This window comes from Streptomyces sp. NPDC001549, assembly GCF_042894025.1.
Lineage (GTDB): Bacteria > Actinomycetota > Actinomycetes > Streptomycetales > Streptomycetaceae > Streptomyces > Streptomyces kutzneri.
In genome coordinates this window covers 181,599-207,851 of the sequence record NZ_JBIAVJ010000007.1, presented here as the reverse complement: position 1 = coordinate 207,851, position 26,253 = coordinate 181,599, and the positions used below count along the sequence as shown (strand labels likewise).

General features: G+C 71.4%; 27 protein-coding genes and 1 tRNA gene. 21 read left to right on the top strand and 7 right to left on the bottom strand.

Annotated features, from left to right (window positions below; translation table 11 throughout):
* Positions 1 to 126: 126 nt before the first annotated feature.
* Positions 127 to 198: transfer RNA gene (locus ACFY04_RS14935), tRNA-Val, on the top strand.
* Between the two features lie 76 nt (positions 199 to 274).
* Here the strand turns inward: ACFY04_RS14935 and ACFY04_RS14930 are convergent.
* Positions 275 to 1,000, bottom strand: a complete 726-nt coding sequence (locus ACFY04_RS14930) for a 3'-5' exonuclease (protein ID WP_150256619.1) — start codon at positions 998 to 1,000, stop codon at positions 275 to 277.
* A gap of 203 nt (positions 1,001 to 1,203) precedes the next feature.
* Here ACFY04_RS14930 and ACFY04_RS14925 point away from each other — a divergent pair, with 203 nt between their 5' ends.
* Both ACFY04_RS14925 and ACFY04_RS14920 read left to right on the top strand, forming a co-directional pair.
* Positions 1,204 to 1,782 (top strand): DUF4365 domain-containing protein, encoded by a 579-nt coding sequence (locus tag ACFY04_RS14925; protein WP_389116813.1) that lies wholly within the window; start codon positions 1,204 to 1,206, stop codon positions 1,780 to 1,782.
* Positions 1,782 to 2,987, top strand: a complete 1,206-nt coding sequence (locus ACFY04_RS14920) for a hypothetical protein (RefSeq protein ID WP_389116811.1) — start codon at positions 1,782 to 1,784, stop codon at positions 2,985 to 2,987. The genes ACFY04_RS14925 and ACFY04_RS14920 overlap by 1 nt, the downstream gene beginning before the upstream one ends.
* Positions 2,988 to 3,015: 28 nt before the next feature.
* Here the strand turns inward: ACFY04_RS14920 and ACFY04_RS14915 are convergent, their stop codons facing one another.
* Both ACFY04_RS14915 and ACFY04_RS14910 read right to left on the bottom strand, forming a co-directional pair.
* Positions 3,016 to 3,522 carry a DUF4232 domain-containing protein gene (locus tag ACFY04_RS14915; protein ID WP_389116810.1) on the bottom strand — a complete coding sequence of 169 codons (507 nt, stop codon included), beginning with the start codon at positions 3,520 to 3,522 and terminating at the stop codon, positions 3,016 to 3,018.
* A 10-nt stretch (positions 3,523 to 3,532) separates the two neighbouring features.
* Positions 3,533 to 4,042, bottom strand: coding sequence for a GNAT family N-acetyltransferase (locus ACFY04_RS14910; RefSeq protein WP_389116808.1), 510 nt, complete (start codon positions 4,040 to 4,042; stop codon positions 3,533 to 3,535).
* Between the two features lie 318 nt (positions 4,043 to 4,360).
* Here ACFY04_RS14910 and thrS point away from each other — a divergent pair, with 318 nt between their 5' ends.
* From thrS to ACFY04_RS14890, 4 genes are all read left to right on the top strand, one after another.
* Positions 4,361 to 6,337: a threonine--tRNA ligase gene (gene thrS / locus ACFY04_RS14905; protein WP_389116806.1), complete on the top strand. Its 1,977-nt coding sequence runs from the start codon at positions 4,361 to 4,363 to the stop codon at positions 6,335 to 6,337.
* An 88-nt stretch (positions 6,338 to 6,425) separates the two neighbouring features.
* Positions 6,426 to 6,986 carry an HIT domain-containing protein gene (locus ACFY04_RS14900; RefSeq protein ID WP_030723580.1) on the top strand — a complete coding sequence of 187 codons (561 nt, stop codon included), beginning with the start codon at positions 6,426 to 6,428 and terminating at the stop codon, positions 6,984 to 6,986.
* 55 nt (positions 6,987 to 7,041) lie between these two features.
* Positions 7,042 to 7,173 (top strand): hypothetical protein, encoded by a 132-nt coding sequence (locus ACFY04_RS14895; protein ID WP_389116804.1) that lies wholly within the window; start codon positions 7,042 to 7,044, stop codon positions 7,171 to 7,173.
* Between the two features lie 74 nt (positions 7,174 to 7,247).
* Entirely contained in the window at positions 7,248 to 7,883 is a 636-nt protein-coding gene (locus ACFY04_RS14890; RefSeq protein WP_389116803.1) for a VOC family protein, read from the top strand.
* 99 nt (positions 7,884 to 7,982) lie between these two features.
* Here ACFY04_RS14890 and ACFY04_RS14885 read toward each other — a convergent pair whose 3' ends face one another.
* The 3 genes from ACFY04_RS14885 to ACFY04_RS14875 form a co-directional block, all read right to left on the bottom strand.
* On the bottom strand, positions 7,983 to 8,393 hold the full coding sequence (locus ACFY04_RS14885; protein WP_389116802.1) for a DUF1992 domain-containing protein: 411 nt from the start codon (positions 8,391 to 8,393) through the stop codon (positions 7,983 to 7,985).
* A gap of 61 nt (positions 8,394 to 8,454) precedes the next feature.
* The gene (locus tag ACFY04_RS14880; RefSeq protein ID WP_389116801.1) at positions 8,455 to 10,122 is read right to left on the bottom strand and encodes a hypothetical protein; all 1,668 of its coding nucleotides are present in this window, start codon (positions 10,120 to 10,122) and stop codon (positions 8,455 to 8,457) included.
* Positions 10,123 to 10,263: 141 nt separating this feature from the next.
* On the bottom strand, positions 10,264 to 12,459 hold the full coding sequence (locus ACFY04_RS14875; protein WP_389116799.1) for an elongation factor G-like protein EF-G2: 2,196 nt from the start codon (positions 12,457 to 12,459) through the stop codon (positions 10,264 to 10,266).
* Positions 12,460 to 12,771: 312 nt separating this feature from the next.
* Here ACFY04_RS14875 and pgsA point away from each other — a divergent pair, with 312 nt between their 5' ends.
* Genes pgsA through ACFY04_RS14860 form a run of 3 tightly spaced genes read left to right on the top strand, consistent with a single transcriptional unit; the run spans position 12,772 to position 15,508 of the window.
* Positions 12,772 to 13,434: a phosphatidylinositol phosphate synthase gene (gene pgsA, locus ACFY04_RS14870; protein ID WP_389116797.1), complete on the top strand. Its 663-nt coding sequence runs from the start codon at positions 12,772 to 12,774 to the stop codon at positions 13,432 to 13,434.
* Positions 13,434 to 14,336: a phosphatidylinositol mannoside acyltransferase gene (locus ACFY04_RS14865; RefSeq protein ID WP_389116796.1), complete on the top strand. Its 903-nt coding sequence runs from the start codon at positions 13,434 to 13,436 to the stop codon at positions 14,334 to 14,336. The genes pgsA and ACFY04_RS14865 overlap by 1 nt, the downstream gene beginning before the upstream one ends.
* The gene (locus ACFY04_RS14860) at positions 14,336 to 15,508 is read left to right on the top strand and encodes a glycosyltransferase family 4 protein (RefSeq protein WP_389116794.1); all 1,173 of its coding nucleotides are present in this window, start codon (positions 14,336 to 14,338) and stop codon (positions 15,506 to 15,508) included. Before ACFY04_RS14865 ends, ACFY04_RS14860 begins: the two co-directional genes overlap by 1 nt.
* A gap of 61 nt (positions 15,509 to 15,569) precedes the next feature.
* Here ACFY04_RS14860 and ACFY04_RS14855 read toward each other — a convergent pair whose 3' ends face one another.
* The gene (locus ACFY04_RS14855; RefSeq protein WP_389116793.1) at positions 15,570 to 16,160 is read right to left on the bottom strand and encodes a hypothetical protein; all 591 of its coding nucleotides are present in this window, start codon (positions 16,158 to 16,160) and stop codon (positions 15,570 to 15,572) included.
* Between the two features lie 109 nt (positions 16,161 to 16,269).
* Between ACFY04_RS14855 and ACFY04_RS14850 the strand changes: the two genes are divergently transcribed.
* The 11 genes from ACFY04_RS14850 (at position 16,270) to ACFY04_RS14800 (ending at position 26,041) form a co-directional block, all read left to right on the top strand.
* Positions 16,270 to 16,812 (top strand): membrane protein, encoded by a 543-nt coding sequence (locus ACFY04_RS14850; RefSeq protein WP_030010553.1) that lies wholly within the window; start codon positions 16,270 to 16,272, stop codon positions 16,810 to 16,812.
* Positions 16,813 to 16,949: 137 nt separating this feature from the next.
* The gene (gene pdxS, locus ACFY04_RS14845) at positions 16,950 to 17,867 is read left to right on the top strand and encodes a pyridoxal 5'-phosphate synthase lyase subunit PdxS (RefSeq protein WP_030010552.1); all 918 of its coding nucleotides are present in this window, start codon (positions 16,950 to 16,952) and stop codon (positions 17,865 to 17,867) included.
* 6 nt (positions 17,868 to 17,873) lie between these two features.
* Positions 17,874 to 18,467 carry a pyridoxal 5'-phosphate synthase glutaminase subunit PdxT gene (pdxT, locus tag ACFY04_RS14840; RefSeq protein ID WP_389116791.1) on the top strand — a complete coding sequence of 198 codons (594 nt, stop codon included), beginning with the start codon at positions 17,874 to 17,876 and terminating at the stop codon, positions 18,465 to 18,467.
* A gap of 57 nt (positions 18,468 to 18,524) precedes the next feature.
* Positions 18,525 to 19,277: a YebC/PmpR family DNA-binding transcriptional regulator gene (locus ACFY04_RS14835; protein ID WP_189740212.1), complete on the top strand. Its 753-nt coding sequence runs from the start codon at positions 18,525 to 18,527 to the stop codon at positions 19,275 to 19,277.
* A 167-nt stretch (positions 19,278 to 19,444) separates the two neighbouring features.
* Positions 19,445 to 19,975: a crossover junction endodeoxyribonuclease RuvC gene (gene ruvC, locus ACFY04_RS14830; RefSeq protein ID WP_030723598.1), complete on the top strand. Its 531-nt coding sequence runs from the start codon at positions 19,445 to 19,447 to the stop codon at positions 19,973 to 19,975.
* Positions 19,972 to 20,604, top strand: a complete 633-nt coding sequence (ruvA, locus tag ACFY04_RS14825) for a Holliday junction branch migration protein RuvA (protein WP_389116788.1) — start codon at positions 19,972 to 19,974, stop codon at positions 20,602 to 20,604. Before ruvC ends, ruvA begins: the two co-directional genes overlap by 4 nt.
* Before the next feature lie 181 nt (positions 20,605 to 20,785).
* Positions 20,786 to 21,847 carry a Holliday junction branch migration DNA helicase RuvB gene (gene ruvB / locus ACFY04_RS14820; RefSeq protein WP_389116787.1) on the top strand — a complete coding sequence of 354 codons (1,062 nt, stop codon included), beginning with the start codon at positions 20,786 to 20,788 and terminating at the stop codon, positions 21,845 to 21,847.
* Positions 21,848 to 22,012: 165 nt separating this feature from the next.
* Complete coding sequence (gene yajC, locus ACFY04_RS14815; RefSeq protein WP_389116785.1) at positions 22,013 to 22,489, top strand: preprotein translocase subunit YajC; 477 nt, start codon at positions 22,013 to 22,015, stop codon at positions 22,487 to 22,489.
* Positions 22,490 to 22,640: 151 nt separating this feature from the next.
* Positions 22,641 to 24,431 (top strand): protein translocase subunit SecD, encoded by a 1,791-nt coding sequence (secD, locus tag ACFY04_RS14810; protein ID WP_389116782.1) that lies wholly within the window; start codon positions 22,641 to 22,643, stop codon positions 24,429 to 24,431.
* Positions 24,432 to 24,434: 3 nt separating this feature from the next.
* A complete protein-coding gene (gene secF / locus ACFY04_RS14805; protein WP_389116780.1) occupies positions 24,435 to 25,490 on the top strand; it encodes a protein translocase subunit SecF in 1,056 nt (351 codons plus the stop codon).
* Positions 25,487 to 26,041 carry an adenine phosphoribosyltransferase gene (locus ACFY04_RS14800; protein ID WP_389116779.1) on the top strand — a complete coding sequence of 185 codons (555 nt, stop codon included), beginning with the start codon at positions 25,487 to 25,489 and terminating at the stop codon, positions 26,039 to 26,041. The genes secF and ACFY04_RS14800 overlap by 4 nt, the downstream gene beginning before the upstream one ends.
* The last annotated feature ends 212 nt before the right edge of the window (positions 26,042 to 26,253 follow it).

The window sequence follows — 26,253 nt, the reverse complement described above, 5'->3', positions numbered from 1 at the left end:
AGTCAGGACATGGGCGTGCGTACTCAGATGTGCCCTGAGTAGGTACCTGACGTGCGGCCTGGGGATCCGCCCGGCAGAAGCGGTTTGAACCAGCCCCGAGCCTTCTGTATTGTTCACTCCGTTCCCGGGCGATTAGCTCAGCGGGAGAGCACTTCGTTCACACCGAAGGGGTCACTGGTTCGATCCCAGTATCGCCCACCGGGACAGGCCGGTCCGTCACTGACGGACCGGCCTTCCGCATCTCCGGGCACCGCCCCCGTCCTGCGCCTCCGCCCTACGCCGCCGTCGACAGGTCCGGCCGCAGCGGCCAGTGCGGATCCACCGGCTCCGGCGTCCCCTGACGCGCGAACCACGCCTGCAGGCCTCGCGCCTGCGCCGCGTGCCACACCGCCTGCAGCGTGTGCAGCTCGGCCGGCGTCAGCCGCTCCAGCCGGGCCGCGAACCGCCGCCCCACCGCCCGGACCAGTTCCAGCGAGGCCATCGCGTCCGCCGCCGCGTCGTGCGCGCCCTCCAGCTCGATCCCGTAGTGCGCGCACAGGTCCGTCAGCGTCCGGCGGCCCTTGCGGTACCGGTCCAGGTGCTTGTCCAGCACCCGCGGGTCCAGCACCGTCAGCGGCCGGTTGTCCAGGTACCGCGACAGCGAGGAAGCCCGGTGCCGGCGCAACTCCCGGTCCAGCAGCGTCAGATCGAACGGCGCGTTCATCACCACCACCGGCCGGCCCGCCACCTGCTGCTCGCCGAGCGCCCGGGCTATCTCCTCCACCACCGGCGCGGGCCAGCGCCCGTGACGCTGCAGGTGCTCGTCGGTCAGCCCGTGCACTTCCGTAGCGCCCGGGGGCACCGGAATACCGGGATTGACCAGCCAGCGTGTGGTGCGGACCCGGCCGCCCGCACACTCCTGGACGATGAGCGCGGCGGACACGATCCGGTCCTGCTCGACGTCCACCCCGGTGGTCTCCGTGTCGAATGCGGCCAGCGGGCCCTCGTACCAGCGTGTCATGGCGAACTCCTCGTCCCCGAGCGGCCGGTGGAGCTTCCTGAACACACCACCCCCGCCGCATCGGTGATACCCGGGCTGTTTGCCCCGTACGCCGTTTGCGGGCAGTCGGGTGCGGAGACAACTTCCTTGGGGGGCCGTACGCATGACCGGTCGTCACCCAGCACCGCTCACGGCAGAGCCCGCAAGGCATGGGGGAGCCGGCCATGGCGCTCACACAGCCCGAACCGGGCGGGGTGCTGCACGAGGGGACAGGTCCGCGGACCGGAGCCCTGCGCGGCACGCTCGCCACCACCGCCTGCATGGAGACCCTCCAGGTGGGATACCTGCACGCCGTCGCGGCCGCCGCCGGGTGCTCGCTCTCCCAGCCCTTCCCCGACAACGGCATCGACTGGCACGTCTCCCACGGAGCGCCCGAACACGTCGTCGACGACGAGGTCACCATCAAGGTGCAGCTCAAGGCGACCTACCAGATACCGCCCCGGCCGGCCGGGGCCACCTTCGCCTTCACCCTCGACAACGAGCACCTGGTGAAGCTGGCCCGGACGCCCGTCGCCGTGCACAAGATCCTCGTCGTGATGCTCGTACCGAGGGAGCGCGAGCAGTGGCTCGCCGCCGGACACGACCGGCTCGACCTGAGGCACTGCTGCTACTGGACCAACCTCGCCGGACACCCCGTGACCGGCCGGCGCCGCACCACCGTACGGATCCCGACCACGCGGATCTTCGACGACCGTGCGCTGTGCGAGATCATGACCCGGGTCGGGTCGGGAGGGACACCCTGATGAACCTGCACTCACCGCACCTCGAACCGCTCCCGTCCCCGCGGTACACCCCGGGCGGTCCCGATCCCGCGCAGGTCGACCCCCAGGTGCTGGGAGCGCTGCTGCACCGGCACGGATGGCTGCGGCGCGGCGGCGCGGCCGGCCGGTACGGCCGCTGGACCCCGCCCGGCCGCTCGGGCACCAGCCTGCTCGTCCCGGAGAGCCGCGCCTTCCCCGACTGCGCGGACCTGCTGGAGGAGGCCCTCACCGCCCTCGCGCACGGCGGACTGCCCTCGGCGCGCGAGGTGCTCCTCGGGCTGAGCGTGCCCAGCGACGAGATCCGCTGGGAGCGGGAGATCCCGGAGGGGCCCTACGGGTACCAGGGCGAGGCCTCCTGGCCCGTGCAGGAACAGCTCCGCTCGGCCGCCCGCCGGCTCCTGCTCGCGGGGGCCCTCGCCGACCGGGCCCGGGCCGGGTACTACGGGGCCCGGCACCAGGCGCAGGCCGAGCGCACCCTGGACGGGGTCCTGGTGGGGCCCTCCCCGGGCGGGCGCCGGCTGACCGCGTACGTCCCCGTGGACGGCGGCCGGGGACCCGTGACCCGGCTGCACCACGCCCTGCACGCGGCCCGCGAGGCGGTCGACTACCAGCGGGCCACCGGCGGCATGGAAGCCTTCGACGCGGCGGTGGCCGCCGGGGTCAGCCGGGAACTCGCCGAGGCGCTCATCGCCCTGGTCCGGGGGTCGGAGGGCGCCCGGATCGCCCTGGCCTGGGCGCCGGCGGCCGGGGTCCCGGCGGGCTGCGCGGCCCGCCCCGAGCCGGTGGAGTTCTCCCCGGGCGACCTGCCCGTGCTGCGCGAGGCCGCCGCCCGCTACACCCGCGCCGAACCCGCCGTACCGGTCCGGCTCGCCGGGGCCGTGGTGCGGATGCGGCGCAAGGCCGCCGGGGGAGGAGGGACCGTACGGCTGCGGGTCCTGGCCGGGGCGGAGGTCCCGTACGTCCGGGCCGCCCTCGACGAGGAGGCGTACCGCATCGCGGGCCACGCCCACCTGGTGGGCCTGCCGGTCCGGGTCACCGGCCGGCTGCAACGCCGCGGCGGCTTCCGGCGGCTGTCCGACGCGGCGGACGTGACGCCGGTACCGATGGACGAGGTCGAGCGGGACCGGCTGATGAAGTCCCTGGACGCGGCCTTCGACCCCGAGGACGTGCTGCCGTCCGACGACTAGACGACCGGACGACTAGGCGACCGGACGACTAGCGGAACGCGGTGGCGCGGACGGTGTCGCCGCACAGGGCGAACTGGCCGCCGTCGTCGGGAGCCACCTGGAAGCCGGTGCCCGCGACGCCCACCACGAGCGTGGGGGCGACGGTCGGGTCGGCGCCGGAGGCGCAGTAGCCGTCCGCCTCGCCGAGGACCGGGGTGAAGGTCAGCACCGTCGAGGCGCCCCCGCCCTGGGACAGCAGCACGGGCTGGGCCTGGCCCCGGGGGATGACGCGCAGCGCCTTGTTCTGGTCCGGGGAGCCCTGGCCCGCGAGGGCCACCGTCGGGAAGCCCCGCAGCTGACAGGCCGGCCCGTCGTTGACCACCGTGAACCGCACGTGCGTGGTGTCGGGCCGATCCGCGCCGGTGGCCGAGAGCTGGTCGCCGGTGCAGGCGGCGGCCGGCGCCGCTGTGGCCACCGTCGGTGAGCCGGCCAGCAGGCCGCCGGTCAGCAGAGCCGTCGCGGCCGTCAGGACCGCCGCCTTCCTCGTGCCTCGCATGGGTGTCTCCTCACCCTTGGCCGGAAGATCCCCTTCTACCTTCCCACGAGGTGCCGATGGCGGCCCGGCCGAAGGAGGCCATGGTCAGCCCCGGGACGGGGGAGAAGTCGGGGCCGCGGGTGAAGCCCAGGCGTTCGTACAAGGTCACCGCGGGGGCGTTGGCCGCGCCCGTGGTGACCTCGACCAGGCGACCCGGGAACATCTCCGTCAAGGCATGACGCAGCAACAGCGAGGCGACGCCGCGGCGGAACCGCCCCGGATCCACGCACAGCCGGTCGACGCTGACCCCGCGGTCGGCCTGCTCCTCCCAGGCGAGGAAGCCGTCGAGCGAGTCGTCCCCCGACATCGCGCCGATCCAGTTCAGAGGCTGGGCCCTCATCTCGGCGAGGCTCTCGCCGAGCGCCGGTATTCCGTAGAAGCCGATCAGCTCCGCCTCCACCGCGTAGGCGGCCCGCCCGATCCGGTGCATGGCCGTCGCGGTGGCATCGTCGGTCAGGTCCAGCGTACGTATCTGCGGCATGCGGGCCACGCTACCCGTGGCTCGCGCCGCCAGGCCCGGAGTTTCGGGTGGGGCGGGGGCACACCGGAGCGTCCCCGCAGGTGGAGCGAACCCACCGCCGGGCAACGGGCCGGTCCGGCGAACGGTCCGCGAGCCGAGGAGACGCCCCGGCAGGACCCCGTCCCACGGGCCCGCCCGGGACCGCCCGCGTCGGCTCCGGCGTGCGGGGGACCCGCTGCGCGGGCCCGGGCGGCAACCGTTTAGCGGCGCAGCCACTCCGCTCGGTACGATTCAGGCGCGCGGCGTTCGCCCGCGCACCCCCTGAGTCAGGAGAGACCGGTGTCAGACGTCCGTGTGATCATCCAACGCGATTCCGAGCGGGACGAGCGCGTGGTGGCCACGGGCACTACGGCGGCGGAGCTCTTCGCCGGCGAGCGCACCATCGTCGCCGCGCGCGTCGCGGGCGAGCTCAAGGACCTCGCGTACGAGGTGAAGGACGGCGAGACCGTCGAGCCGGTGGAGATCTCCTCCGAGGACGGCCTCAACATCCTGCGCCACTCGACCGCGCACGTCATGGCGCAGGCCGTGCAGGAGCTCTTCCCCGAGGCCAAGCTGGGCATCGGCCCGCCGGTCCAGAACGGCTTCTACTACGACTTCGACGTCGCCCGCCCCTTCACCCCCGATGACCTCAAGGCCATCGAGAAGAAGATGCAGGAGATCCAGAAGCGGGGCCAGAAGTTCTCCCGCCGCGTGGTCACCGACGAGGCGGCCCGCGAGGAGCTCGCCGACGAGCCGTACAAGCTGGAGCTCATCGGCATCAAGGGCTCCGCGTCCACCGACGACGGCGCGAACGTCGAGGTGGGCGGCGGCGAGCTGACCATCTACGACAACCTGGACGCGAAGACCGGCGACCTGTGCTGGAAGGACCTCTGCCGCGGTCCCCACCTGCCCACCACCCGGAACATCCCGGCGTTCAAGCTCATGCGCAATGCGGCCGCCTACTGGCGCGGCAGCGAGAAGAACCCGATGCTCCAGCGCATCTACGGCACCGCGTGGCCGTCGAAGGAAGAGCTGAAGGCCCACCTCGACTTCCTCGCCGAGGCCGAGAAGCGCGACCACCGCAAGCTCGGCAACGAGCTCGACCTCTTCTCCATCCCGGACGAGATCGGCTCCGGCCTCGCCGTCTTCCACCCGCGCGGCGGCATCATCCGCCGGGTGATGGAGGACTACTCGCGCAAGCGGCACGAGGAGGAGGGCTACGAGTTCGTCTACTCCCCGCACGCCACCAAGGGCGCCCTCTTCGAGAAGAGCGGTCACCTGGACTGGTACGCGGAGGGCATGTACCCCCCCATGCAGCTCGATGGTGGTACCGACTACTACCTCAAGCCCATGAACTGCCCGATGCACAACCTGATCTTCGACGCGCGCGGCCGCTCCTACCGCGAACTGCCGCTGCGCCTGTTCGAGTTCGGCACCGTGTACCGGTACGAGAAGTCGGGTGTCGTCCACGGCCTGACCCGCGCCCGCGGCTTCACCCAGGACGACGCGCACATCTACTGCACCCGCGAGCAGATGGCGGAGGAGCTCGACACGACCCTCACCTTCGTGCTCAACCTGCTGCGCGACTACGGTCTGACCGACTTCTACCTGGAGCTGTCCACCAAGGACCCGGAGAAGTTCGTCGGCTCGGACGAGGCCTGGGAGGAGGCGACCGCCGTCCTCGCGCAGGTCGCCGAGAAGCAGGGCCTCCCGCTGGTCCCGGACCCGGGCGGCGCCGCCTTCTACGGTCCGAAGATCTCGGTGCAGTGCAAGGACGCCATCGGCCGCACCTGGCAGATGTCGACCGTGCAGCTCGACTTCAACCTGCCGGAGCGGTTCAACCTGGAGTACACCGCGCCCGACGGCTCCCGCCAGCGGCCGGTCATGATCCACCGCGCGCTGTTCGGCTCGATCGAGCGGTTCTTCGCCGTGCTGCTGGAGCACTACGCGGGCGCCATGCCGCCGTGGCTGGCCCCGGTCCAGGCGGTCGGCATCCCGATCGGCGACGGGCACGTCGAGTACCTGCAGGAGTTCGCCGCGGCGGCGAAGAAGCAGGGCCTGCGGGTCGAGGTGGACGCCTCCTCCGACCGCATGCAGAAGAAGATCCGCAACCACCAGAAGCTCAAGGTCCCGTTCATGATCATCGTCGGTGACGAGGACATGGCCGCGGGCACCGTCTCCTTCCGCTACCGCGACGGTTCGCAGGAGAACGGCATCGCCAAGGACGAGGCGCTGGCCAAGCTGGCCAAGGTCGTCGCGGACCGCGTCCAGGTCTGATCGTCCGATCCGGCACGCGGAGCACCCGGAGGCCCCCGGAAAGTGATCGCTTTCCGGGGGCCTTCCTCGTACGCCAGGCCAAGGTCATATGCTTGCCGCCATGACGACTCAGCCGGAGCAGCAGATCGGTGTGGGCACCCAGGACGCGTTCCAGCGACTGTGGACGCCCCACCGGATGGCCTACATCCAGGGGGAGAACAAGCCGACCGGCCCGGAGGCCGGGGACGGCTGTCCCTTCTGCGGGATTCCGGACATGTCCGACCAGGACGGCCTGGTCGTCGCGCGGGGCCGACACGTGTACGCGGTGCTGAACCTCTACCCGTACAACGGCGGCCACCTGATGGTCGTCCCGTACCGGCACGTCGCCGACTACACCGAGCTGGACGGCCCGGAGACGGCCGAGCTCGCCGACCTCACCAAGCGGGCGATGATCGCGCTGCGCAAGGCCTCGGGCGCGCACGGATTCAACATCGGCATGAACCAGGGCGCGGCGGCCGGCGCCGGCATCGCCGCGCACCTGCACCAGCACATCGTGCCCCGCTGGGGCGGGGACACGAACTTCATGCCGGTCGTGGGCCACACCAAGGTGCTGCCCCAACTCCTGGCGGACACCCGCCAGATGCTCGCCGACGCCTGGCCCGTCGACTAGAGCCTGTCTCTTGGAAGTGCGGTGCGCATGGTGCTGCACGCCGGATCGAAATCCTGTGGCAGCAGCGCTCGCCCCGCAGTGGCTGATCGAGCGGGTCGTGGGCCTCGACCAGGCGGCAGCGCTGCTGCCCGGCTTCGACCGGGCCTCCCCCGCCGGGATGACGATGATCGATCCGCTCCACGGCTGAATCCACGGCGGACGCGGCCGGGGCGGCGGGCGTGGCGTAGGGATTTGTACGGGTTGTCGGGTGATGATGGCGCAGTGCGACTTGATCACGTGTCCTATGCGGTGGCCCGCGACAGCTTCGTCTCGACCGTTCAGTGGATCGGATCGGCCCTCGGCGCCGGGTTCGTCGACGGGGGCGTGCACCCGCGATTCGGAACCCGCAATTTTATTCTCCCGCTGAGCGGCGGCACCTACGTCGAGGTCGTCACCACACTCGACCACCCCGCCGCCGACCGCGCACCCTTCGGCCAGGCGGTCGCGCGCCGCGCCGCCGAGGGCGGCGGCTGGCTCGGTTGGGTGGTCTCCGTCGACGACATCGCCCCGGTCGAGGCCCGCCTCGGCCGCGCCTCGGCCGAGGGCCACCGTGTCCGCCCCGACGGGTTCGACCTGAGGTGGAAGCAGATCGGCCTGCTGGAACTGCTGGAGGACCCGCAACTGCCCTACTTCCTTCAGTGGTTGGTCCCCATCGAGGAGCGCCCGAGCGCCGACCCGCGCACCCCCACCACCATCCACGGGGTCTCCATCGCCGGCGACGCCGCCTCCATCGCCGAATTCCTCGGCGAACCGGCCGACCACCCCCTCGACCAGATCGACGTCACCTGGGTCGGGGATGAGGAACCGGGCCTGGTCTCGGTCGAGTTCGCCACCGCCCACGGCCCGGTCACGATCTGACCAGGGCCCGACTGCCCCGCGGGAGCAGCCGGCTGGGGTCTCCTGGCCAGCGCGTGTCTCTTTGATGGGTTGGTCAGTTGATCGGATGTGTCTGCCCGATTAGCAGGCCTGATCCGGGCGGCCCCGGCGCCAGGTCTCCAGCTCGGCCTCCACGTCGAACTCCGTCAGACCCAGGGGCGGGCCCGGCGGGGGCATGCGCAGGGCCGCGGCGATCTTCTTGTTGATCTCCGTGAGGACGTCCCGTACCTGGCGTTCGGAGCGGGCCGCCCGGACCTTCTCCACGGCGTCCTCGGCCTCCTTGCGCAGCGCGAGCGCCGGCGGCAGGACGGCGAAGCCCTCGCGGTGCATCTTGCCCCTGATCCACCACAGCTCGTCGTAGGGCGCGTCCAGCGAGGCCAGCGGCTTCCCCCAGCCCGGCAGGTTCTCGAACTCGCCCCGCTCGGTGGCCTCCCGGATCTGTCGGTCCACCCAGGACTCGACGCTGACACCCGGTGGTTTGCGCTCGGTCATCGTCCCTCCTCGGCCGTCATTCCAGCCTACCCACGCCTCCCTGCGCGCCACGCGTCACGCGTCACGCGTCGTAGACGTCCGCCTTGCGCGGGGACGGCTCCTGGATGAGTCCGCTCATGATCGAGGAGCGGTTGGTGAAGCGGTCGGTGTCGACGCCGTTCTCCTCCAGCACCTTGAAGGTCGCCGCGTGGATCGACCGCAGGACCGGCGCCACCGTGCGCAGGGCGTCGTCCGCCATGAACCGGTGCCGCCACATCGAGCTCGCCCAGACGTGCCGCAGGCCGAAGGGCTCGGGCAGGACCAGCTTGCCTCCGAAGAACTCCAGGATCGGCGGGTACCAGGTCAGCGGGGCCCGTACGGCGAGGCGCACCACCTCCTGCGCGTCCACCAGCGGCAGCGGGCGCTCCACGGTCTCCCAGAAGCGGATGCTCTTGGGCACCTCCACGGTCGGGGCCGCGGACTTGCTGGTGAACAGCCCGTGTACGGGGCCCAGGGCGTGCGCGGTGACGTCCACGCGCAGCGTCTTGTAGAGCACGGTGACCGTGACCAGCATGTTGATGACCAGCTGGCCGTCCCAGAGCGGGTACTGGATGCCCAGGTAGTGCCGGTTGCCGGCGCTGAACTGCTGCTCGTTGCAGATCCGGGTGATCTCGTGCGGCTTGATGAGGAAGGCGTCCACGTTCTCGCCGGTGGGGCGGGCCACCTCGGCGGCGCCCTCACCGATCGGGGTGACGATCCAGTGCTGGATCGCGGCGGGCGGGAAACCGCCGGTGTGCAGGGGCCCCCGCTCCAGCTTGCGGAGCTGGGCGTCGATCCCGCGTATGACGTCCCAGCTGCGGAAGGGGTGGATCTCCATGCCCTCGCTCTTGGGGGTCAGCTCCTCGGCCATCTGCCAGCTGCCCCACCGGGTGCCCATGCCCAGGATGCCCTTGGGGCCCGCGTAGAAGACCTGGTTGCTGCGGTCCTCGGCGGTCAGCTTGGCGAGCTGGTGGCGCAGGTCCTCGCGCGCCTTCTCGTCGGGGTTGCCGGGCACGGCCTCGGGGATCTTGGCGCCGACCCCGCCGCCCGACAGCAGCCCGTCCCAGCGGGCGCGCAGGTCCTGGGCGGTGGCCTCGCAGGTGCGGCGGGCGAGCAGCCAGCCCAGGGCCGGGGCGATGATCATGCCGCGGGCGTAGAGACCGAGGAAGCCGGTCAGCGGCAGCTTGAACATCAGGAGGGCCGCCGCGGCGCCGATGCCGACCAGGACCGCGGTGCCGATCCAGGAGCTGTGCTTGCCCTCCTTGGCGCTCAGGGTCTTGCGGAGCTGGAAGAGCCCCAGCCACAGCAGCAGACCGGGCAGGAACAGCACACCGCAGACCAGCATGATCAGCCGGAGCCTGCGGTCGCGCTCCTTGCGGATGTGCGAGGCGGCCAGGCAGTGCTCCACCACCGTCTGCGGATCGGCGCCGAAGGACTGGATGAGGGGCTTGCGGCCGGGACCGAGGGTGCGGGCCTCCACGGCCCGGCAGAAGGCCTCGCCGAGGCTCGGCTCGAAGAGGGAGATCTTCGGTGGTTTGACCGTCGCCGGGTGGTTCTCGCTGTTGGCGGTGAGTAGCTTGTCCAGCTTGCTGTCCTTGCCGCCGTCCCGGTACGCGGCGGAGGCGAGGGCGTTGGTCGCCGCCGTCTGTCCGCCGCCTCCCTGCAGCGGAACCTGTGCTCCGGGCCTGAAGTCGAATCCGTCGTCCGCCACCGCTGCCCCCATCGCTGTGCGTTCGTGCTCATTTGATGCGCCGACGAGCCTATCGGCGGATCTCACCCCATGGTCATGGGACAGGGAAATGCCGCCCACCGCAAGCTGGTTGGGTGGGCGGCCGACCCGGTGCTACATCAATCAACTTCCCTTCTCGGCCTGTTCCCGCACCTTTTCCGCGATCTGCGGCGGCATCGGTTCGTGGCGTGCGTACGCCCGGGCGAAGCGGCCGGTGCCGTGCGAGACGGAGCGCAGCTCGACGGCGTAGCGGCCGATCTCGATCTCCGGGATCTCGGCGCGGACCCGGGTCCGCCCCGGCGCGGCCTGGTCGGTGCCCACGACGCGGCCGCGGCGGCCGGCGAGGTCGCTCATGACCGGGCCCACGTACTCGTCGGGGACGACGACGGCGAGCTCGGCGACCGGTTCGAGGAGGTCGATCCGGGCCTCGGCGGCGGCTTCGCGCAGGGCGAGGGCACCGGCCGTCTGGAAGGCGGCGTCGGAGGAGTCCACCGAGTGCGCCTTGCCGTCGAGGAGGGTGATGCGCACGTCGACCAGCGGGTAGCCGGCGGCGACCCCGCGGGCGGCCTGGGTACGCACGCCCTTCTCCACGGACGGGATGAACTGGCGGGGCACGGAGCCGCCGACGACCTTGTCGACGAACTCGATGCCGCTGCCGGGCGGGAGCGGCTCCACCTCGATCTCGCAGATGGCGAACTGGCCGTGGCCGCCGGACTGTTTGACGTGCCGGCCGCGCCCGGCGGCCTTGGCGCCGAAGGTCTCGCGCAGGCTCACCTTGTGCGGGACGGGGTCGACCTGGACGCCGTAGCGGGTGCGCAGCCGCTCCAGGGCGACGTCCTGGTGGGCCTCGCCGAGGCACCACAGGACGACCTGGTGGGTGTGCGGGTTCTGCTCCAGCCGCATGGTCGGGTCCTCGGCGACGAGCCGGGACAGGCCCTGGGACAGCTTGTCCTCGTCGGCCTTGCTGTGGGCCTCGATGGCGAGGGGGAGCAGGGGATCGGGCATGGTCCACGGCGCCATGAGGAGCGGGTCGTCCTTGGCGGAGAGGGTGTCGCCGGTCTCCGCGCGGGTGAGTTTGGCCACGCAGGCCAGGTCGCCGGCGATGCACCGGGTGAGGACGCGCTGCTGTTTGCCGAAGGGGGAGGAGAGGGCGCCGACCCGCTCGTCGACGTCGTGGTCCTCGTGCCCGCGGTCGGCGAGGCCGTGCCCGCTGACGTGGACGGTCTCCTCGGCCTTCAGGGTGCCGGAGAAGACGCGCACGAGGGAGACCCGGCCGACGTAGGGGTCGGAGGAGGTCTTGACGACCTCGGCGACGAGGGAGCCGCCGGGATCGCAGGTGACGTCCGGGCGGGCGGAGCCGTCGGGGCGGGTGACGGTGACGGCGGCGCGCTCCATCGGGGTGGGGAAGCCGCCGGTGACCAGTTCGAGGAGTTCCACGGTGCCCAGGCCCTGGCGGGCGCCGTCGGTGGCGGGGGCGGCCATCAGGACGGGGTGGAAGGTGCCGCGTGCCACCGCCCGCTCCAGGTCGTCGACGAGGGTCTTGAGATCGATCTCCTCGCCGCCCAGGTAGCGGTCCATGAGGCTCTCGTCCTCGCTCTCGGCGATGATCCCCTCGATGAGCCGGGCGCGGGCGTCGGTGATGAGGGCGAGCTCGGCCGGGTCCGGGTCGCGCTCCACGCGCTCGCCGGAGGCGTACTCGTAGACGCGCCGGGAGAGCAGGCCGAGCAGGCCGGTGACGGGGGCGTGCCCGTCGGGGCCGGGCGGACCGTGCAGGGGGAGGTAGAGGGGGATGACCGCGTCGGGGTCGTCGGCGCCGAAGATCTCGCCGCAGACGGTGGTCATCTGCGTGTAGTCGGAGCGGGCGGCCTCCAGGTGGGTCACGACGATGGCGCGGGGCATGCCGACGGCCTCGCACTCGTCCCAGACCATGCGGGTGGCGCCGTCGATCCCGTCCGAGGCCGAGACGACGAAAAGGGCCGCGTCCGCGGCGCGCAGACCGGCCCTGAGTTCCCCGACGAAGTCGGCGTATCCGGGGGTGTCCAGGATATTGATCTTGATTCCGCCCCATTCGACGGGGACGAGGGACAGCTGGACGGAGCGCTGCCGGCGGTGCTCGATCTCGTCGTAGTCGGAGACGGTGGCGCCGTCCTCGACCCGGCCGGCCCGGTTGACCGCGCCCGCGGTCAGGGCGAGGGCTTCGACCAGCGTGGTCTTGCCGGATCCGCTGTGGCCGACCAGCACGACATTCCGGATGGAAGAGGGGCGGTCGGCCGTCAGTGCCCTGCCGGCGGCTCCGGCTTGGTGTGATGTGGCTCCCATGGTGCTCATGCCTCCCGGTGGTGACGGTGAGGAGGGGCGGGTGGTGAGGGGATCCGTGTCCGGATCGGTGTCCCGGCCGCCTCCACGGAGGAGGAATGCGGGATTCTTCGAGCTTTGCACTGGTGTCACATCCCGTCCATACGTCGTACCGGGGACGTACCGGGGGCCCACCGGAGGCGGTCCGCGGCGTGAAGTACGTCTTACGCGGCACGAACCGGTGGGTGCGCGGCGTTCGCGCGGTGGCGTGCTGGCTACGATGGGCCAGCCGGTGGCCGTGGTGGCCGTGCGGCCCAGCGACCCTCCGGGAAGGCCATGCTGAACAAGTACGCGCGTGCATTCTTCACGCGTGTTCTCACGCCATTCGCCGCTTTTCTGCTCCGGCGGGGGGTGAGCCCGGACGCGGTCACCCTGATCGGCACGGCCGGAGTGGTGGCCGGAGCGCTGTGGTTCTTCCCCCGTGGCGAGTTCTTCTGGGGCACGATCACCATCACCCTCTTCGTCTTCTCCGACCTGGTGGACGGGAACATGGCCCGCCAGGCCGGTATCTCCAGCCGGTGGGGAGCCTTCCTCGACTCCACCCTCGACCGGGTGGCGGACGCGGCGATCTTCGGCGGCCTCGCGCTCTGGTACGCGGGCGACGGGAACGACAACGCGCTGTGCGCGGTGGCGATCTTCTGCCTGGCCAGCGGCCAGGTGGTCTCGTACACCAAGGCGCGCGGCGAGTCGATCGGGCTGCCGGTGGCCGTCAACGGGCTCATCGAGCGCGCCGAGCGCCTGGTGATCTCGCTGGTCGCGGCCGGCCTGTCCGGGCTGCAGACCTTCGGTGTGCCGTCCTGGATCGGTGTGCTGCTGCCGATCGCTCTGTGGATCGTGGCGGTGGGCTCGCTCGTCACCCTGATCCAGCGGGTGGTCACCGTACGCCGCGAGTCGGCCGAGGCCGACGCCGCGGCGGCCGCCGAAGGCGGCGCGGCCTGATGGGCGCCCTACAGGACAAGCTGGTCGACTCGCTGTACGGACTCGGCTGGGCCGGGGTCAAGAAGCTGCCCGAACCGGCCGCCGTGGCCCTGGGCCGGCGCATCGCCGACTTCGCCTGGAAGCGGCGCGGCAAGAGCGTGCTGCGGCTGGAGTCGAACCTGGCCCGGGTGGTGCCCGACGCCGGTCCCGAGCGGCTGCGCGAGCTGTCGCAGGCGGGCATGCGCTCGTACATGCGGTACTGGATGGAGTCCTTCCGGCTGCCGGCCATGGACCCGGAGCGCTTCAGCACCGACGTCGAGTTCACGGACGAGCACCTGCTGCGCGAGGCCCTCGACTCCGGGCGCGGAGTGATCGTGGCCCTGCCGCACCTCGCCAACTGGGACCTCGCCGGGGCCTGGGCCATCGGCCACATGGGGGCGCCGTTCACCACGGTCGCCGAGCGGCTGAAGCCCGAGACCCTCTACGACCGCTTCGTGGCCTACCGGGAGAGCCTGGGCATGGAGGTCCTGCCGCACAGCGGCGGCGCCGCCTTCGGCACCCTCGCCCGGCGGCTGCGCTCCGGCGGCATGGTCTGCCTGGTCGCGGACCGGGACCTGTCGGCCTCCGGGGTCGAGGTGGACTTCTTCGGCTCCACGGCGCGCATGCCGGCCGGACCGGCGCTGCTGGCCCAGCAGACCGGTGCGGTGCTGCTCCCGGCGACCCTGCACTACGGCGACACCCCGAAGATGTACGGCCGGATGCACCCCGAGGTGGAGGTGCCCAAGACCGGGACCCGGACCGAGAAGACCACCCTCATGACCCAGGCGCTGGCGGACGCCTTCGCGTGGGGCATCGCCGAGCACCCGGAGGACTGGCACATGCTGCAGCGGCTGTGGCTGGACGACCTGGAGGAGCGCCCGTAGTGAAGATCGGCATCGTGTGCCCGTACTCGTGGGACGTGCCGGGTGGCGTCCAGTTCCACATCCGGGACCTGGCGGAGCACCTGATCCGCCTCGGCCACGAGGTGTCGGTGCTCGCCCCGGCGGACGACGAGACCCCGCTGCCGCCGTACGTGGTCTCGGCCGGGCGGGCGGTGCCGGTTCCGTACAACGGCTCGGTGGCCCGGCTGAACTTCGGCTTCCTGTCGGCGGCCCGGGTGCGGCGCTGGCTCCACGACGGCACCTTCGACGTGATCCACATCCACGAGCCGGCCTCGCCCTCGCTGGGGCTGCTGTCCTGCTGGGCGGCGCAGGGGCCGATCGTGGCGACCTTCCACACCTCGAACCCCCGGTCCCGGGCGATGATCGCGGCGTACCCGATCCTGCAGCCGGCCCTGGAGAAGATCAGCGCGCGGATCGCGGTGAGCGAGTACGCGCGGCGCACGCTGGTGGAACACCTGGGCGGCGACGCGGTCGTCATCCCCAACGGCGTCGACGTGGACTTCTTCGCCAAGGCCGAGCCCAACCCCGACTGGTCCGGGCAGACCCTGGGATTCATCGGCCGGATCGACGAGCCCCGCAAGGGCCTGCCGGTGCTGATGGCGGCCTTCCCGAAGATCGTGGAGGCCTGCCCGGACGTACGGCTGCTCGTCGCGGGCCGCGGCGACGAGGAGGAGGCGGTGGCCTCCCTGCCCGCGGAGCTCCGCGAGCGGGTCGAATTCCTCGGCATGGTCTCGGACGAGGACAAGGCACGGCTGCTGCGCAGCGTCGACGTGTACGTCGCCCCGAACACCGGCGGCGAGAGCTTCGGCATCATCCTGGTGGAGGCCCTGTCGGCGGGCGCGGCCGTGCTCGCGTCGGACCTGGACGCCTTCGCGCAGGTCCTGGACCAGGGCGGGGCGGGCGACCTCTTCGCCAACGAGAACGCCGACGCGCTGGCGGCGGCGGCGATCACCCTGCTGCGGGACCCGGAGCGCCGGGCCGAGCTCAGCGCCCGCGGCTCGGCGCACGTCCGCCGCTTCGACTGGTCCACGGTCGGGGCGGACATCCTCGCCGTCTACGAAACGGTGACGGACGGCGCGGCGGCGGTGGCCGCGGACGAACGTGTCCCGCTCCGCACCCGCCTGGGCTTCTCGAAGGACACCTCGGCCTCCTGACCGGCCGCACCGCCTCCGGGCTCCCCTCCCAGGGGGCGGGTCCGGCAGGGCGTCGGGGCCCCTACCAGCCGGCGCTGACGGTGCGGTCGGGCCGCCCGCCGGGTCCCACGGTCACCTCGTGGACCACGCCGCCGGAGGTCGTCAGCCGGATCCGGTCGGGGCCCGTCCAGACGGCCTCGCGGAGCTCGTTGTCGGTGGCGTCGCCGTTGAAGTGGCCGACGGCCCAACGGCGCTCCCGGGGCCAGCTGCCCTGGTGGACGTACACGTACCACAGCGGGTCGATCATGGCCGAGCCCTCCTCGACGACCAGCCGCCGGTCCTCCCGGCCGGGGGCTTTCAGGCTCCGGGTCTGCTCCTGCCCACCGTCCAGAAGGGCCAGCAGGGTGGCGAGGCTCATGACCATGACTCCGAGAATGGTCACCGGGAGCCCGAGGGCGAGGCGCGTTGCCGGTTTCCGCGCCCCCAGCAGGACCGCTCCGATCAGGGCGGCCAGCGTCACCCAGCCCATCGTGACGACGTGGCCGCGCACCTGGCCCAGGACCACGAGACCGCCGTCCGAACCGCCCCAGAGGTAGGCGGTCAGGGCGGCCGCCACGAGTGCGGCGGCCACCGCGAGCAGTGCGAGTGCCGTTGTTCTGCGGTGCGATTTCATGTGTCCCGTCCCCCCGATGTGTGTGGATCATGGACCCTACGGGTCCGAGGGCGGCCCGGGCCAGGGCCGATGGGGGCCGGGGCCGCATGGAGCGGTAGGGTCGCGCAGCGTGATCGAAACCCTTGTCTGGATCGCCCTGGCTCTCGGAGTCATCGGGGTCTACCTCAGCTGGACCGCCGGCCGGCTCGACCGGCTGCACTCGCGGATGGACGCCGCGCGGGCCGCGCTCGACGCGCAGCTCGTGCGCCGGGCCTCCGTCGTGCTGGAGGTGGCCACCTCCGGGGTGCTCGACCCCGCCTCCTCCCTGGTGCTCTACGAGGCCGCGCACGCCGCCCGGCAGGCCGAGGAGGACCACCGTGAGGTGGCCGAGAGCGAGCTGAGCCAGGCGCTGCGGGCGGTCTTCGCCGATGCCGACCAGGTCGACGTGCTCAAGGCGGCCCCCGGCGGGGCGGAGGCCACGGAGGAGCTGGCGGCGGCCGTCCGCCGGGTACCGATGGCGCGGCGCTTCCTCAACGACTCGGTTCGGGCCGCCCGCGCGCTGCGCAGGCATCGCAAGGTCCGCTGGTTCAGACTGGCCGGGCACGCGCCGTTCCCGCTCGCCTTCGAAATGGACGACGAGCCTCCGGTGGATCTTGCGGATCGGCCGACTTAGGGCTTCCAAGGGCCGCGAGGGACAAATCAAGGAGCCACAGGCTCCACATTGGCCCTTGTAGTGGACTGATCCCCTGGGGTTTCCTCAGCCGAGTAGTACGAGCAGTACCCCGTCTTCCTTTCGAGTGAGGTCAATCCGTGAGCACGCTTCCCACCTCCCCCCAGTCCGCCGAGTCGGCGATCGGTACCTCGCGTGTCAAGCGCGGCATGGCCGAGCAGCTGAAGGGCGGCGTGATCATGGACGTGGTCAACGCCGAGCAGGCGAAGATCGCCGAGGACGCCGGCGCCGTGGCCGTCATGGCCCTGGAGCGGGTCCCGGCCGACATCCGCAAGGACGGCGGCGTCGCGCGCATGTCCGACCCGAACATGATCGAAGAGATCATCGAGGCCGTCTCGATCCCGGTCATGGCCAAGTCCCGCATCGGCCACTTCGTCGAGGCCCAGGTCCTGCAGTCCCTCGGCGTCGACTACATCGACGAGTCCGAGGTCCTGACCCCGGCCGACGAGGTCAACCACTCCGACAAGTGGGCGTTCACCACCCCCTTCGTCTGTGGCGCCACCAACCTGGGCGAGGCCCTGCGCCGCATCGCCGAGGGCGCGGCCATGATCCGCTCCAAGGGCGAGGCCGGCACCGGCAACGTGGTCGAGGCCGTCCGCCACCTGCGCCAGATCAAGAACGAGATCGCCCGCCTGCGCGGCTACGACAACAACGAGCTGTTCGCCGCCGCCAAGGAGCTGCGCGCCCCGTACGAGCTCGTCAAGGAAGTTGCCGAGCTCGGCAAGCTCCCCGTCGTGCTGTTCTCCGCCGGTGGCGTCGCCACCCCGGCCGACGCCGCGCTCATGCGCCAGCTCGGCGCCGAGGGCGTCTTCGTCGGCTCCGGCATCTTCAAGTCGGGCGACCCGGCCAAGCGCGCTGCCGCCATCGTGAAGGCCACCACCTTCTACGACGACCCGAAGATCATCGCGGACGCCTCCCGCAACCTGGGCGAGGCCATGGTCGGCATCAACTGCGACACCCTCCCCGAGTCCGAGCGCTACGCCAACCGCGGCTGGTAATCGGTCATGACGAACACCCCCGTGATCGGTGTCCTGGCGCTCCAGGGCGACGTACGGGAACACCTGATCGCCCTGGCCGCGGCGGACGCCGTGGCCAGGCCGGTCCGGCGTCCCGAGGAGCTCGCCGAGGTCGACGCCCTGGTGATCCCCGGCGGCGAGTCCACCACCATGTCGAAGCTCGCCGTGCTGTTCGGCATGCTGGAGCCGCTGCGCGAGCGCGTGGCCGCCGGCCTGCCCGTGTACGGCACCTGCGCCGGCATGATCATGCTGGCGGACAAGCTCCTGGACGGCCGTGAGGACCAGGAGACCCTGGGCGGCATCGACATGATCGTCCGCCGCAACGCGTTCGGCCGCCAGAACGAGTCCTTCGAAGCGAAGGTCGATTTCGCGGGCATAGCGGGCGGCCCGGTCGAGGGCGTCTTCATCCGCGCGCCCTGGGTCGAGTCCGTCGGCGCCGCCGCCGAGGTGCTCGCCACGTACGACGGCCACACGGTCGCCGTGCGCCAGGGCAACGTCCTCGCGACCTCGTTCCACCCCGAGCTGACCGGAGACGACCGCGTCCACGCCTACTTCGTCGACATGGTGCGCGCCGGGCTGTAACGGCGTCCCGGTAGGATCTGAGGCGAACATTGTTGGTGACGCGAAGGAGACAGGCAGATGTCCGGCCACTCTAAATGGGCTACGACGAAGCACAAGAAGGCCGTGGTTGACGCCAAGCGCGGCAAGCTCTTCGCGAAGCTGATCAAGAACATCGAGGTCGCGGCCCGTATGGGCGGCGCCGACATCGATGGCAACCCGACGCTCTTCGACGCCATCCAGAAGGCCAAGAAGAGCTCGGTCCCGAACAAGAACATCGACTCCGCGGTCAAGCGCGGCGGTGGTCTTGAGGCCGGCGGCGCCGACTACGAGACGATCATGTACGAGGGCTACGGTCCGAACGGTGTCGCGGTGCTCATCGAGTGCCTCACCGACAACCGCAACCGTGCCGCGTCCGACGTGCGTGTCGCCATGACCCGCAACGGCGGTTCGATGGCCGACCCGGGCTCGGTCTCGTACCTGTTCAACCGTAAGGGTGTCGTCCTGCTGCCCAAGGGCGAGCTCTCCGAGGACGACGTCCTGGAGACGGTGCTCGACGCGGGTGCCGAAGAGGTCAACGACCTCGGCGACAGCTTCGAGATCATCAGCGAGGCCACCGACATGGTCGCGGTCCGTACCGCGCTCCAGGCGGCCGGTATCGACTACGACTCGGCCGACTCCAACTTCCTGCCGACCATGCAGGTCGAGCTGGACGAAGAGGGCGCGCGCAAGATCTTCAAGCTGATCGACGCGCTGGAGGACAGCGACGACGTGCAGAACGTCTTCGCCAACTTCGACGTCTCGGACGAGGTCATGGAGAAGGTCGACGCCTGACCGGACGTCAACGGTGGGCCGACGGGGACACCCCGTCGGCCCACCGTCGTTTCCGTCCTCGCCACTCTCGGCGCGCCCCTCTGCCCGGCGGGTCGGTCCGTGCTGTCGGTGCACTGTCACAGGCGGCCGGTAGCCTGCACACCTGCGCGAAGAAGGAGGTGGCGGTGGTGCGAGTACTGGGTGTTGACCCCGGGCTGACGCGGTGCGGTGTCGGCGTCGTCGAAGGCGTGGCCGGACGGCCGCTGACCATGATCGGCGTGGGGGTCGTACGGACGCCCGCGGACGCCGAGTTGGGCCACCGGCTCGTCGCCATCGAGCAGGGCATCGAGGAATGGCTCGACACGCACCGGCCCGAAGTCGTCGCCGTGGAGCGGGTGTTCAGCCAGCACAACGTCAGCACCGTGATGGGCACCGCCCAGGCCAGCGCCGTCGCGATGCTGTGCGCCGCCCGCCGCGGGATACCGGTCGCCCTGCACACCCCCAGCGAGGTCAAGGCCGCTGTCACCGGCAGCGGCCGGGCCGACAAGGCCCAGGTCGGCGCCATGGTCACCCGGCTGCTGAGGCTGGACGCGCCACCCAAGCCGGCGGACGCCGCCGACGCCCTCGCCCTCGCCATCTGCCACATCTGGCGGGCCCCCGCCCAGAACCGCCTCCAGCAGGCGGTCGCTCTGCACGCCTCGAAAGGCCGTACCCGATGATCGCCTTCGTCAGCGGCCCGGTCGCCGCACTCGCCCCCACCCTTGCCGTCATCGAGGTCGGGGGAGTGGGTATGGCCGTGCAGTGCACGCCCACCACCGTCTCCGGCCTGCGGATCGGGGAGCAGGCCCGGCTGGCCACCTCCCTGGTCGTACGCGAGGACTCGCTGACCCTGTACGGCTTCGCCGACGACGACGAGCGCCAGGTCTTCGAGATCCTGCAGACCGCCAGCGGGGTCGGGCCGAGGCTCGCCCAGGCGATGCTCGGCGTGCACAGCCCCGACGCCCTGCGCCTGGCCGTCTCCACCGGCGACGAGAAGGCGCTGGTGGCGGTGCCGGGCATCGGCAAGAAGGGCGCCCAGAAACTACTCCTCGAACTGAAGGGCAAGCTGGGGGCTCCGCTGGGCAGCAGCGGCCTCGTGGGCGCCCAGCGCGCCGCGGCCTCCGGACCCGCCCCCTGGACCGAGCAGCTCTCCGCCGCCCTGATCGGCCTCGGCTACGCCTCGCGCGAGGCGGAGGACGCGGTCGCGGCCGTCACCCCGCAGGCCGAGGCCGCCATCGCCGCCGGCGGGTCGGCCCCGGTTCCGCAGCTCCTGCGAGCCGCCCTCCAGTCCCTGAACCGGGCCCGCTAGCCGCGCCCCGGACGCCGCTCCTCAAACGCCGGCGGGGCTGTACTTCAGCCCCGCCGGCGATTGAGGCGCAGGTCCGGGCAGCGCCCGGGAAACGGCGAAAGGGCGGGGCGGGGGAAAGCCCCGCAGGGACCGGCCCGCAGGCGACCGACCACCGTACGAACCGAGAAGGCAGACTGACAGCGTGAACTGGGAAGACGAGAGCGACGACCGGATCGTGGCGGCCGCCGCCGACGGCGAGGACACCGCCGTCGAGGCGGCGCTGCGCCCCAAGGACCTCGGCGAGTTCGTCGGCCAGGAGAAGGTCCGCCAGCAGCTGGACCTCGTTCTCAAGGCGGCCCGCCAGCGCGGAGCCACCGCCGACCACGTCCTGCTCTCCGGCGCGCCCGGCCTCGGCAAGACCACCCTGTCCATGATCATCGCGGCCGAGATGGGCGCGCCCATCCGCATCACCTCCGGCCCCGCCATCCAGCACGCGGGCGACCTCGCCGCGATCCTCTCCTCCCTCCAGGAGGGCGAGGTCCTCTTCCTCGACGAGATCCACCGCATGTCCCGGCCCGCCGAGGAGATGCTCTACATGGCCATGGAGGACTTCCGCGTCGACGTGATCGTCGGCAAGGGCCCCGGGGCCACCGCGATCCCGCTGGAGCTGCCGCCCTTCACCCTGGTCGGCGCCACCACCCGGGCCGGGCTGCTGCCCCCGCCGCTGCGGGACCGCTTCGGCTTCACCGGGCACATGGAGTTCTACGCCCCCGAGGAGCTGGAGCGCGTCATCCACCGCTCCGCCCGCCTCCTCGACGTGGAGATCGACACCGCCGGCGCCGCCGAGATCGCCGGACGCTCCCGCGGCACCCCGCGCATCGCCAACCGCCTGCTGCGCCGCGTCCGCGACTACGCCCAGGTCCGGGCGGACGGTGTGATCAACCGCGAGGTGGCCGGTACCGCCCTTCAGGTGTACGAGGTGGACGCCCGCGGTCTCGACCGGCTGGATCGCGCCGTTCTCGAAGCCCTGCTCAAACTGTTCGGCGGCGGACCCGTGGGCCTGTCCACCCTCGCCGTGGCCGTCGGTGAGGAGCGGGAGACCGTGGAGGAGGTCGCGGAGCCGTTCCTGGTCCGCGAGGGGCTGCTCGCGCGTACGCCCCGGGGACGGGTGGCGACGCCCGCCGCATGGGCTCACCTGGGACTCGTACCGCCGCAGCACGGCGGGAGTGGATCAAGCGGACAACAGGGCTTGTTCGGGGCCTGACGGCGCGGAGGTTCGACCCCTCAGGAACTGCGGTGCCATGCTGGGCGTTGTTCCATCGGTGCGGACTCGCCTAGACTCCGCCGATGCCGACCCTTCGGGTCGGTGTGCCCACCCCCGTAGAAAAGGCCGCCGTCCGCGTGCGGTCGTGCGAAGGATCTCCGTCCCGTGAATCTCGTGACACTCCTCCCGTTCATCGTGCTCATCGGGGCGATGTTCCTGATGACCCGCTCCGCGAAGAAGAAGCAGCAGGCAGCCGCGCAGATGCGCGACCACATGACGCCCGGCACCGGGGTCCGCACCATCGGCGGCATGTACGCCACGGTGAAGGAGCTCGGTGACGACACGGTCACTCTCGAGCTGGCTCCCGGCGTCCACGCGATCTTCGCGAAGAACTCCATCGGTGCCGTTCTGGAGGACGCGGAGTACAACCGCATCGTCCACGGCATCAGCGGCGACGAGGTGACCGACACGCCGGTCGTCCCGGACGACGCCTCCTCGCTGACCGAGGCGCCGAAGGCGGACCTCACCAAGGACGAGGACGAGGCTCCCAAGCTCGACCTGGGCAAGAAGGACGAGGACGCGCCCAAGGGCGACGACGAGCCCAAGGACGGCAAGTCCGACGGCGAGGCCGGCGCGAAGTAACGCTCGGCGGGGGACCGTGGAGGCGCCCGACCGGCGACCGCGCGGTCCCCGTCTGTGACACTTCTGCGGGGGCAGGGGTCCCCACCACACATTTCGTGGCCGTCCCCGCGCTGACCCGGCGCGGGACGGTTGGACAGGGAGAAACGACAAGGTGGCAGCACCGAAGAAGGGCCGGCGGCCCACGGGGGCTCAGGGGAGGCCGGGGCGCGCCCTGGCGATCATCCTGATCGCGATGGTGGCGCTCACCGCGGGGATGTTCCTCTCCAAGCAGACGACTCCCAGGCTGGGCATCGACCTCGCCGGCGGCACGAGCATCACGCTCAAGGCCAAGAGCGAGCCCGGCAAAGAGAGCGCCATCAACGAGACCAACATGAACACGGCGGTCGGCATCATCGACCGCCGCGTCAACGGTCTCGGCGTGTCCGAGGCAGAGGTCCAGACCCAGGGCCGCGACCACATCATCGTGAACATCCCCAAGGGGACGAACGAGCAGCAGGCGCGCGAGCAGGTCGGTACCACCGCCCAGCTGTACTTCCGCCCGGTCATCGCCTTCGCGGACGGCTCCCCGGCCGCTCCCGAGGGCACCGCGAGCCCGAGCCCCTCCGCGAGCGGCTCCGGGGCTCCCAAGGCCGGAGACGGCAAGACCAGCCCCTCCGCCACCCCGTCGTCCAGCGCCACTTCCCAGGGCCGCGCGCTCAGTGAGGCCCTCAAGGCCCCGGCCGCGCCCACTCCCTCGCCCTCGGCGAGCGAGTCGAAGAAGGCAGACGACACCAAGGCTCCGTCGCCCTCCGCCTCCGCCTCCACGCCGGCGACCGGTGACGAGGCCGCCGCCGCGGCCCTCCAGGCCAAGTTCGCGGCGCTGGACTGCAACGACGAGGCGCAGCGCGCCACCGCCGGCCAGGGCGCCAAGCCCGAGGAGCCGATGATCGCCTGCGGCCAGCGCGGAGACGCCTGGGGCAAGTGGGTGCTCGGCCCGGCCCAGGTCAACGGCCAGGACGTGAAGGAAGCCAAGGGAGTCATCGACCCCCAGCGCGGCCAGTGGATCGTCACCATGCAGTTCACCGACAAGGGCGCCGACAAGTTCGCCAAGATCACCGGTGAGCTGGCCACCAAGCAGATGCCGCAGAACCAGTTCGCGATCGTGCTCGACGGCCGGGTCATCTCCGACCCGTCCGTGAGCCAGGCGCTGACCGGTGGCAACGCCGAGATCTCGGGCGGCTTCACCCAGCAGTCCGCCCAGGACCTGGGCAACATGCTCTCGTACGGCGCCCTGCCGCTCTCCTTCACCGAGGACAGCGTCACCACCGTCACCGCCGCGCTCGGCGGCGAGCAGCTGAAGGCCGGCCTGATCGCCGGCGCCATCGGCCTGCTCCTCGTGGTGATCTACCTGCTGGTGTACTACCGGGGCCTGGCGTTCATCGCCATCGTCAGCCTCCTGGTCTCCGCGATCCTGACCTACACGATCATGTCGCTGCTCGGAAAGGGCATCGGCTTCGCGCTGAACCTGCCGGCCGTCTGCGGCGCGATCGTGGCGATCGGTATCACGGCGGACTCGTTCATCGTGTACTTCGAGCGCATCCGGGACGAGATCCGCGAGGGCCGCACCCTGCGTCCGGCCGTCGAGCGCGCCTGGCCGCGTGCCCGTCGCACGATCCTGGTCTCCGACTTCGTGTCGTTCCTGGCCGCGGCGGTGCTGTTCATCGTCACGGTGGGCAAGGTCCAGGGCTTCGCCTTCACACTGGGTCTTACGACCCTGCTCGACGTGGTCGTGGTGTTCCTCTTCACCAAGCCCGTCATGACACTGGTGGCGCGTACGAAGTTCTTCGCCAGCGGTCACCCGTGGTCCGGGCTGGACCCGAAGCGGCTGGGCGCCAAGCCTCCGCTGCGCCGGTCCCGCCGTACCGGTTCCGCCCCCGCCCCCGTCGACGCAAAGGAGGCGTGAGAGATGTCGAAGCTGGGAGATCTCGGCGCCAGGCTGTACCGCGGTGAGGTCGGCTACGACTTCGTCGGCAAGCGCTTTCTCTGGTACGGCGTTTCCATCCTGATCACCATCACGGCGATCGTCGCCCTGGCCGTCCAGGGCCTCAACATGGGCATCGAGTTCAAGGGCGGTGCCGTCTTCACCACCCCGAAGTCGACCGTCTCCGTGGCCAAGGCGACGGAAGCCGCGGAGAAGGCCTCGGGCCACGACGCGATCGTCCAGGAGCTCGGCACCGGCGGCCTGCGGATCCAGATCTCCGGTCTGGACACCGCCGCCGCGACCGACGTCAAGAAGGTCCTCGCCGCCGACCTCAAGGTCAGCGAGGCCGACGTCAACGCCGACCTGGTCGGCCCCAGCTGGGGCGAGCAGATCGCGAACAAGGCCTGGACCGGTCTCGGCGTCTTCATGGTCCTCGTGGTGATCTACCTGGCCATCGCCTTCGAGTGGCGGATGGCGGTCGCGGCGCTGATCGCGCTGATCCACGACCTCACCATCACCGTCGGCGTGTACGCGCTCGTCGGCTTCGAGGTCACGCCGGGCACGGTCATCGGTCTGCTGACGATCCTCGGTTACTCCCTCTACGACACCGTCGTCGTCTTCGACGGTCTCAAGGAGGGCTCGAAGGACATCACCAAGCAGACCCGCTGGACGTACAGCGAGATCGCCAACCGCAGCATCAACGGCACCCTGGTCCGCTCGATCAACACCACGGTCGTGGCGCTCCTCCCGGTCGCCGCGCTGCTGTTCATCGGCGGTGGCTTCCTGGGCGCCGGCATGCTGAACGACATCTCGCTGTCGCTGTTCGTCGGCCTCGCGGCCGGTGCGTACTCCTCGATCTTCATCGCGACCCCGCTGGTCGTGGACTTCAAGGAGCGCGAGCCGGCGATGAAGGCGCTCAAGAAGCGGGTGCTCGCCAAGCGGGCGGCCGCCGCGGCCAAGGGCGAGTCCCCGGACGAGGCCTACGAGGCCGAGGACGAGCCGCAGGTCGTGGCGCAGGGCCGGCCGGGGCGGCGGCGTTGACCGCGCCGCTGTCCGAAGATGTCCGGGACCTGCTCCTCAGCCGGATCAAGGACGTACCGGACTACCCGAAGCCGGGCGTGATGTTCAAGGACATCACCCCGCTGCTGGCCGACCCCAAGGCGTTCGCCGCGCTGACGGACGCGCTGGTGGAGCTGGCCGGGCGGTACGGCGCGACGAAGATCGTCGGTCTGGAGGCGCGCGGGTTCATCCTCGCGGCCCCGGTCGCCGTGCAGGCCGGGATCGGCTTCGTGCCGGTGCGCAAGGCCGGAAAGCTGCCGGGCGCGACGCTCGCGCAGTCGTACGAGCTGGAGTACGGCACCGCGGAGATCGAGGTCCACGCCGAGGACCTGTCGGCCGGTGACCGGGTCATGGTCATCGACGACGTGCTGGCCACCGGCGGTACCGCCGAGGCCTCGCTCTCGCTGATCCGGCGGGCCGGCGCGGAGGTCGCGGGCGTGGCGGTCCTGATGGAGCTGTCGTTCCTCCCGGGCCGGGCCAAGCTGGCGCCCGCCCTGGGCGAGGCTCCGCTGGACGCGCTGATCGTGGTCTGACCCTTGCTGCGCGAAGCGGCGGGTATCCGGGACATCCCGGGTGCCCGCCGCTTCTGCGTGCTGCGCCGTTGCCGGGGGCGCTGCCCCCGGACCCCCACGCCTCGAACGCCGGCGGGGCGGAGACGGAGCCCGAGCAGCGGGGTCGCGCCGGACGGCCGCGCCGGACGGCCGCGCCGGACGGTCGAGGCGGAGGCTCGGGGAACGGGGGCGCG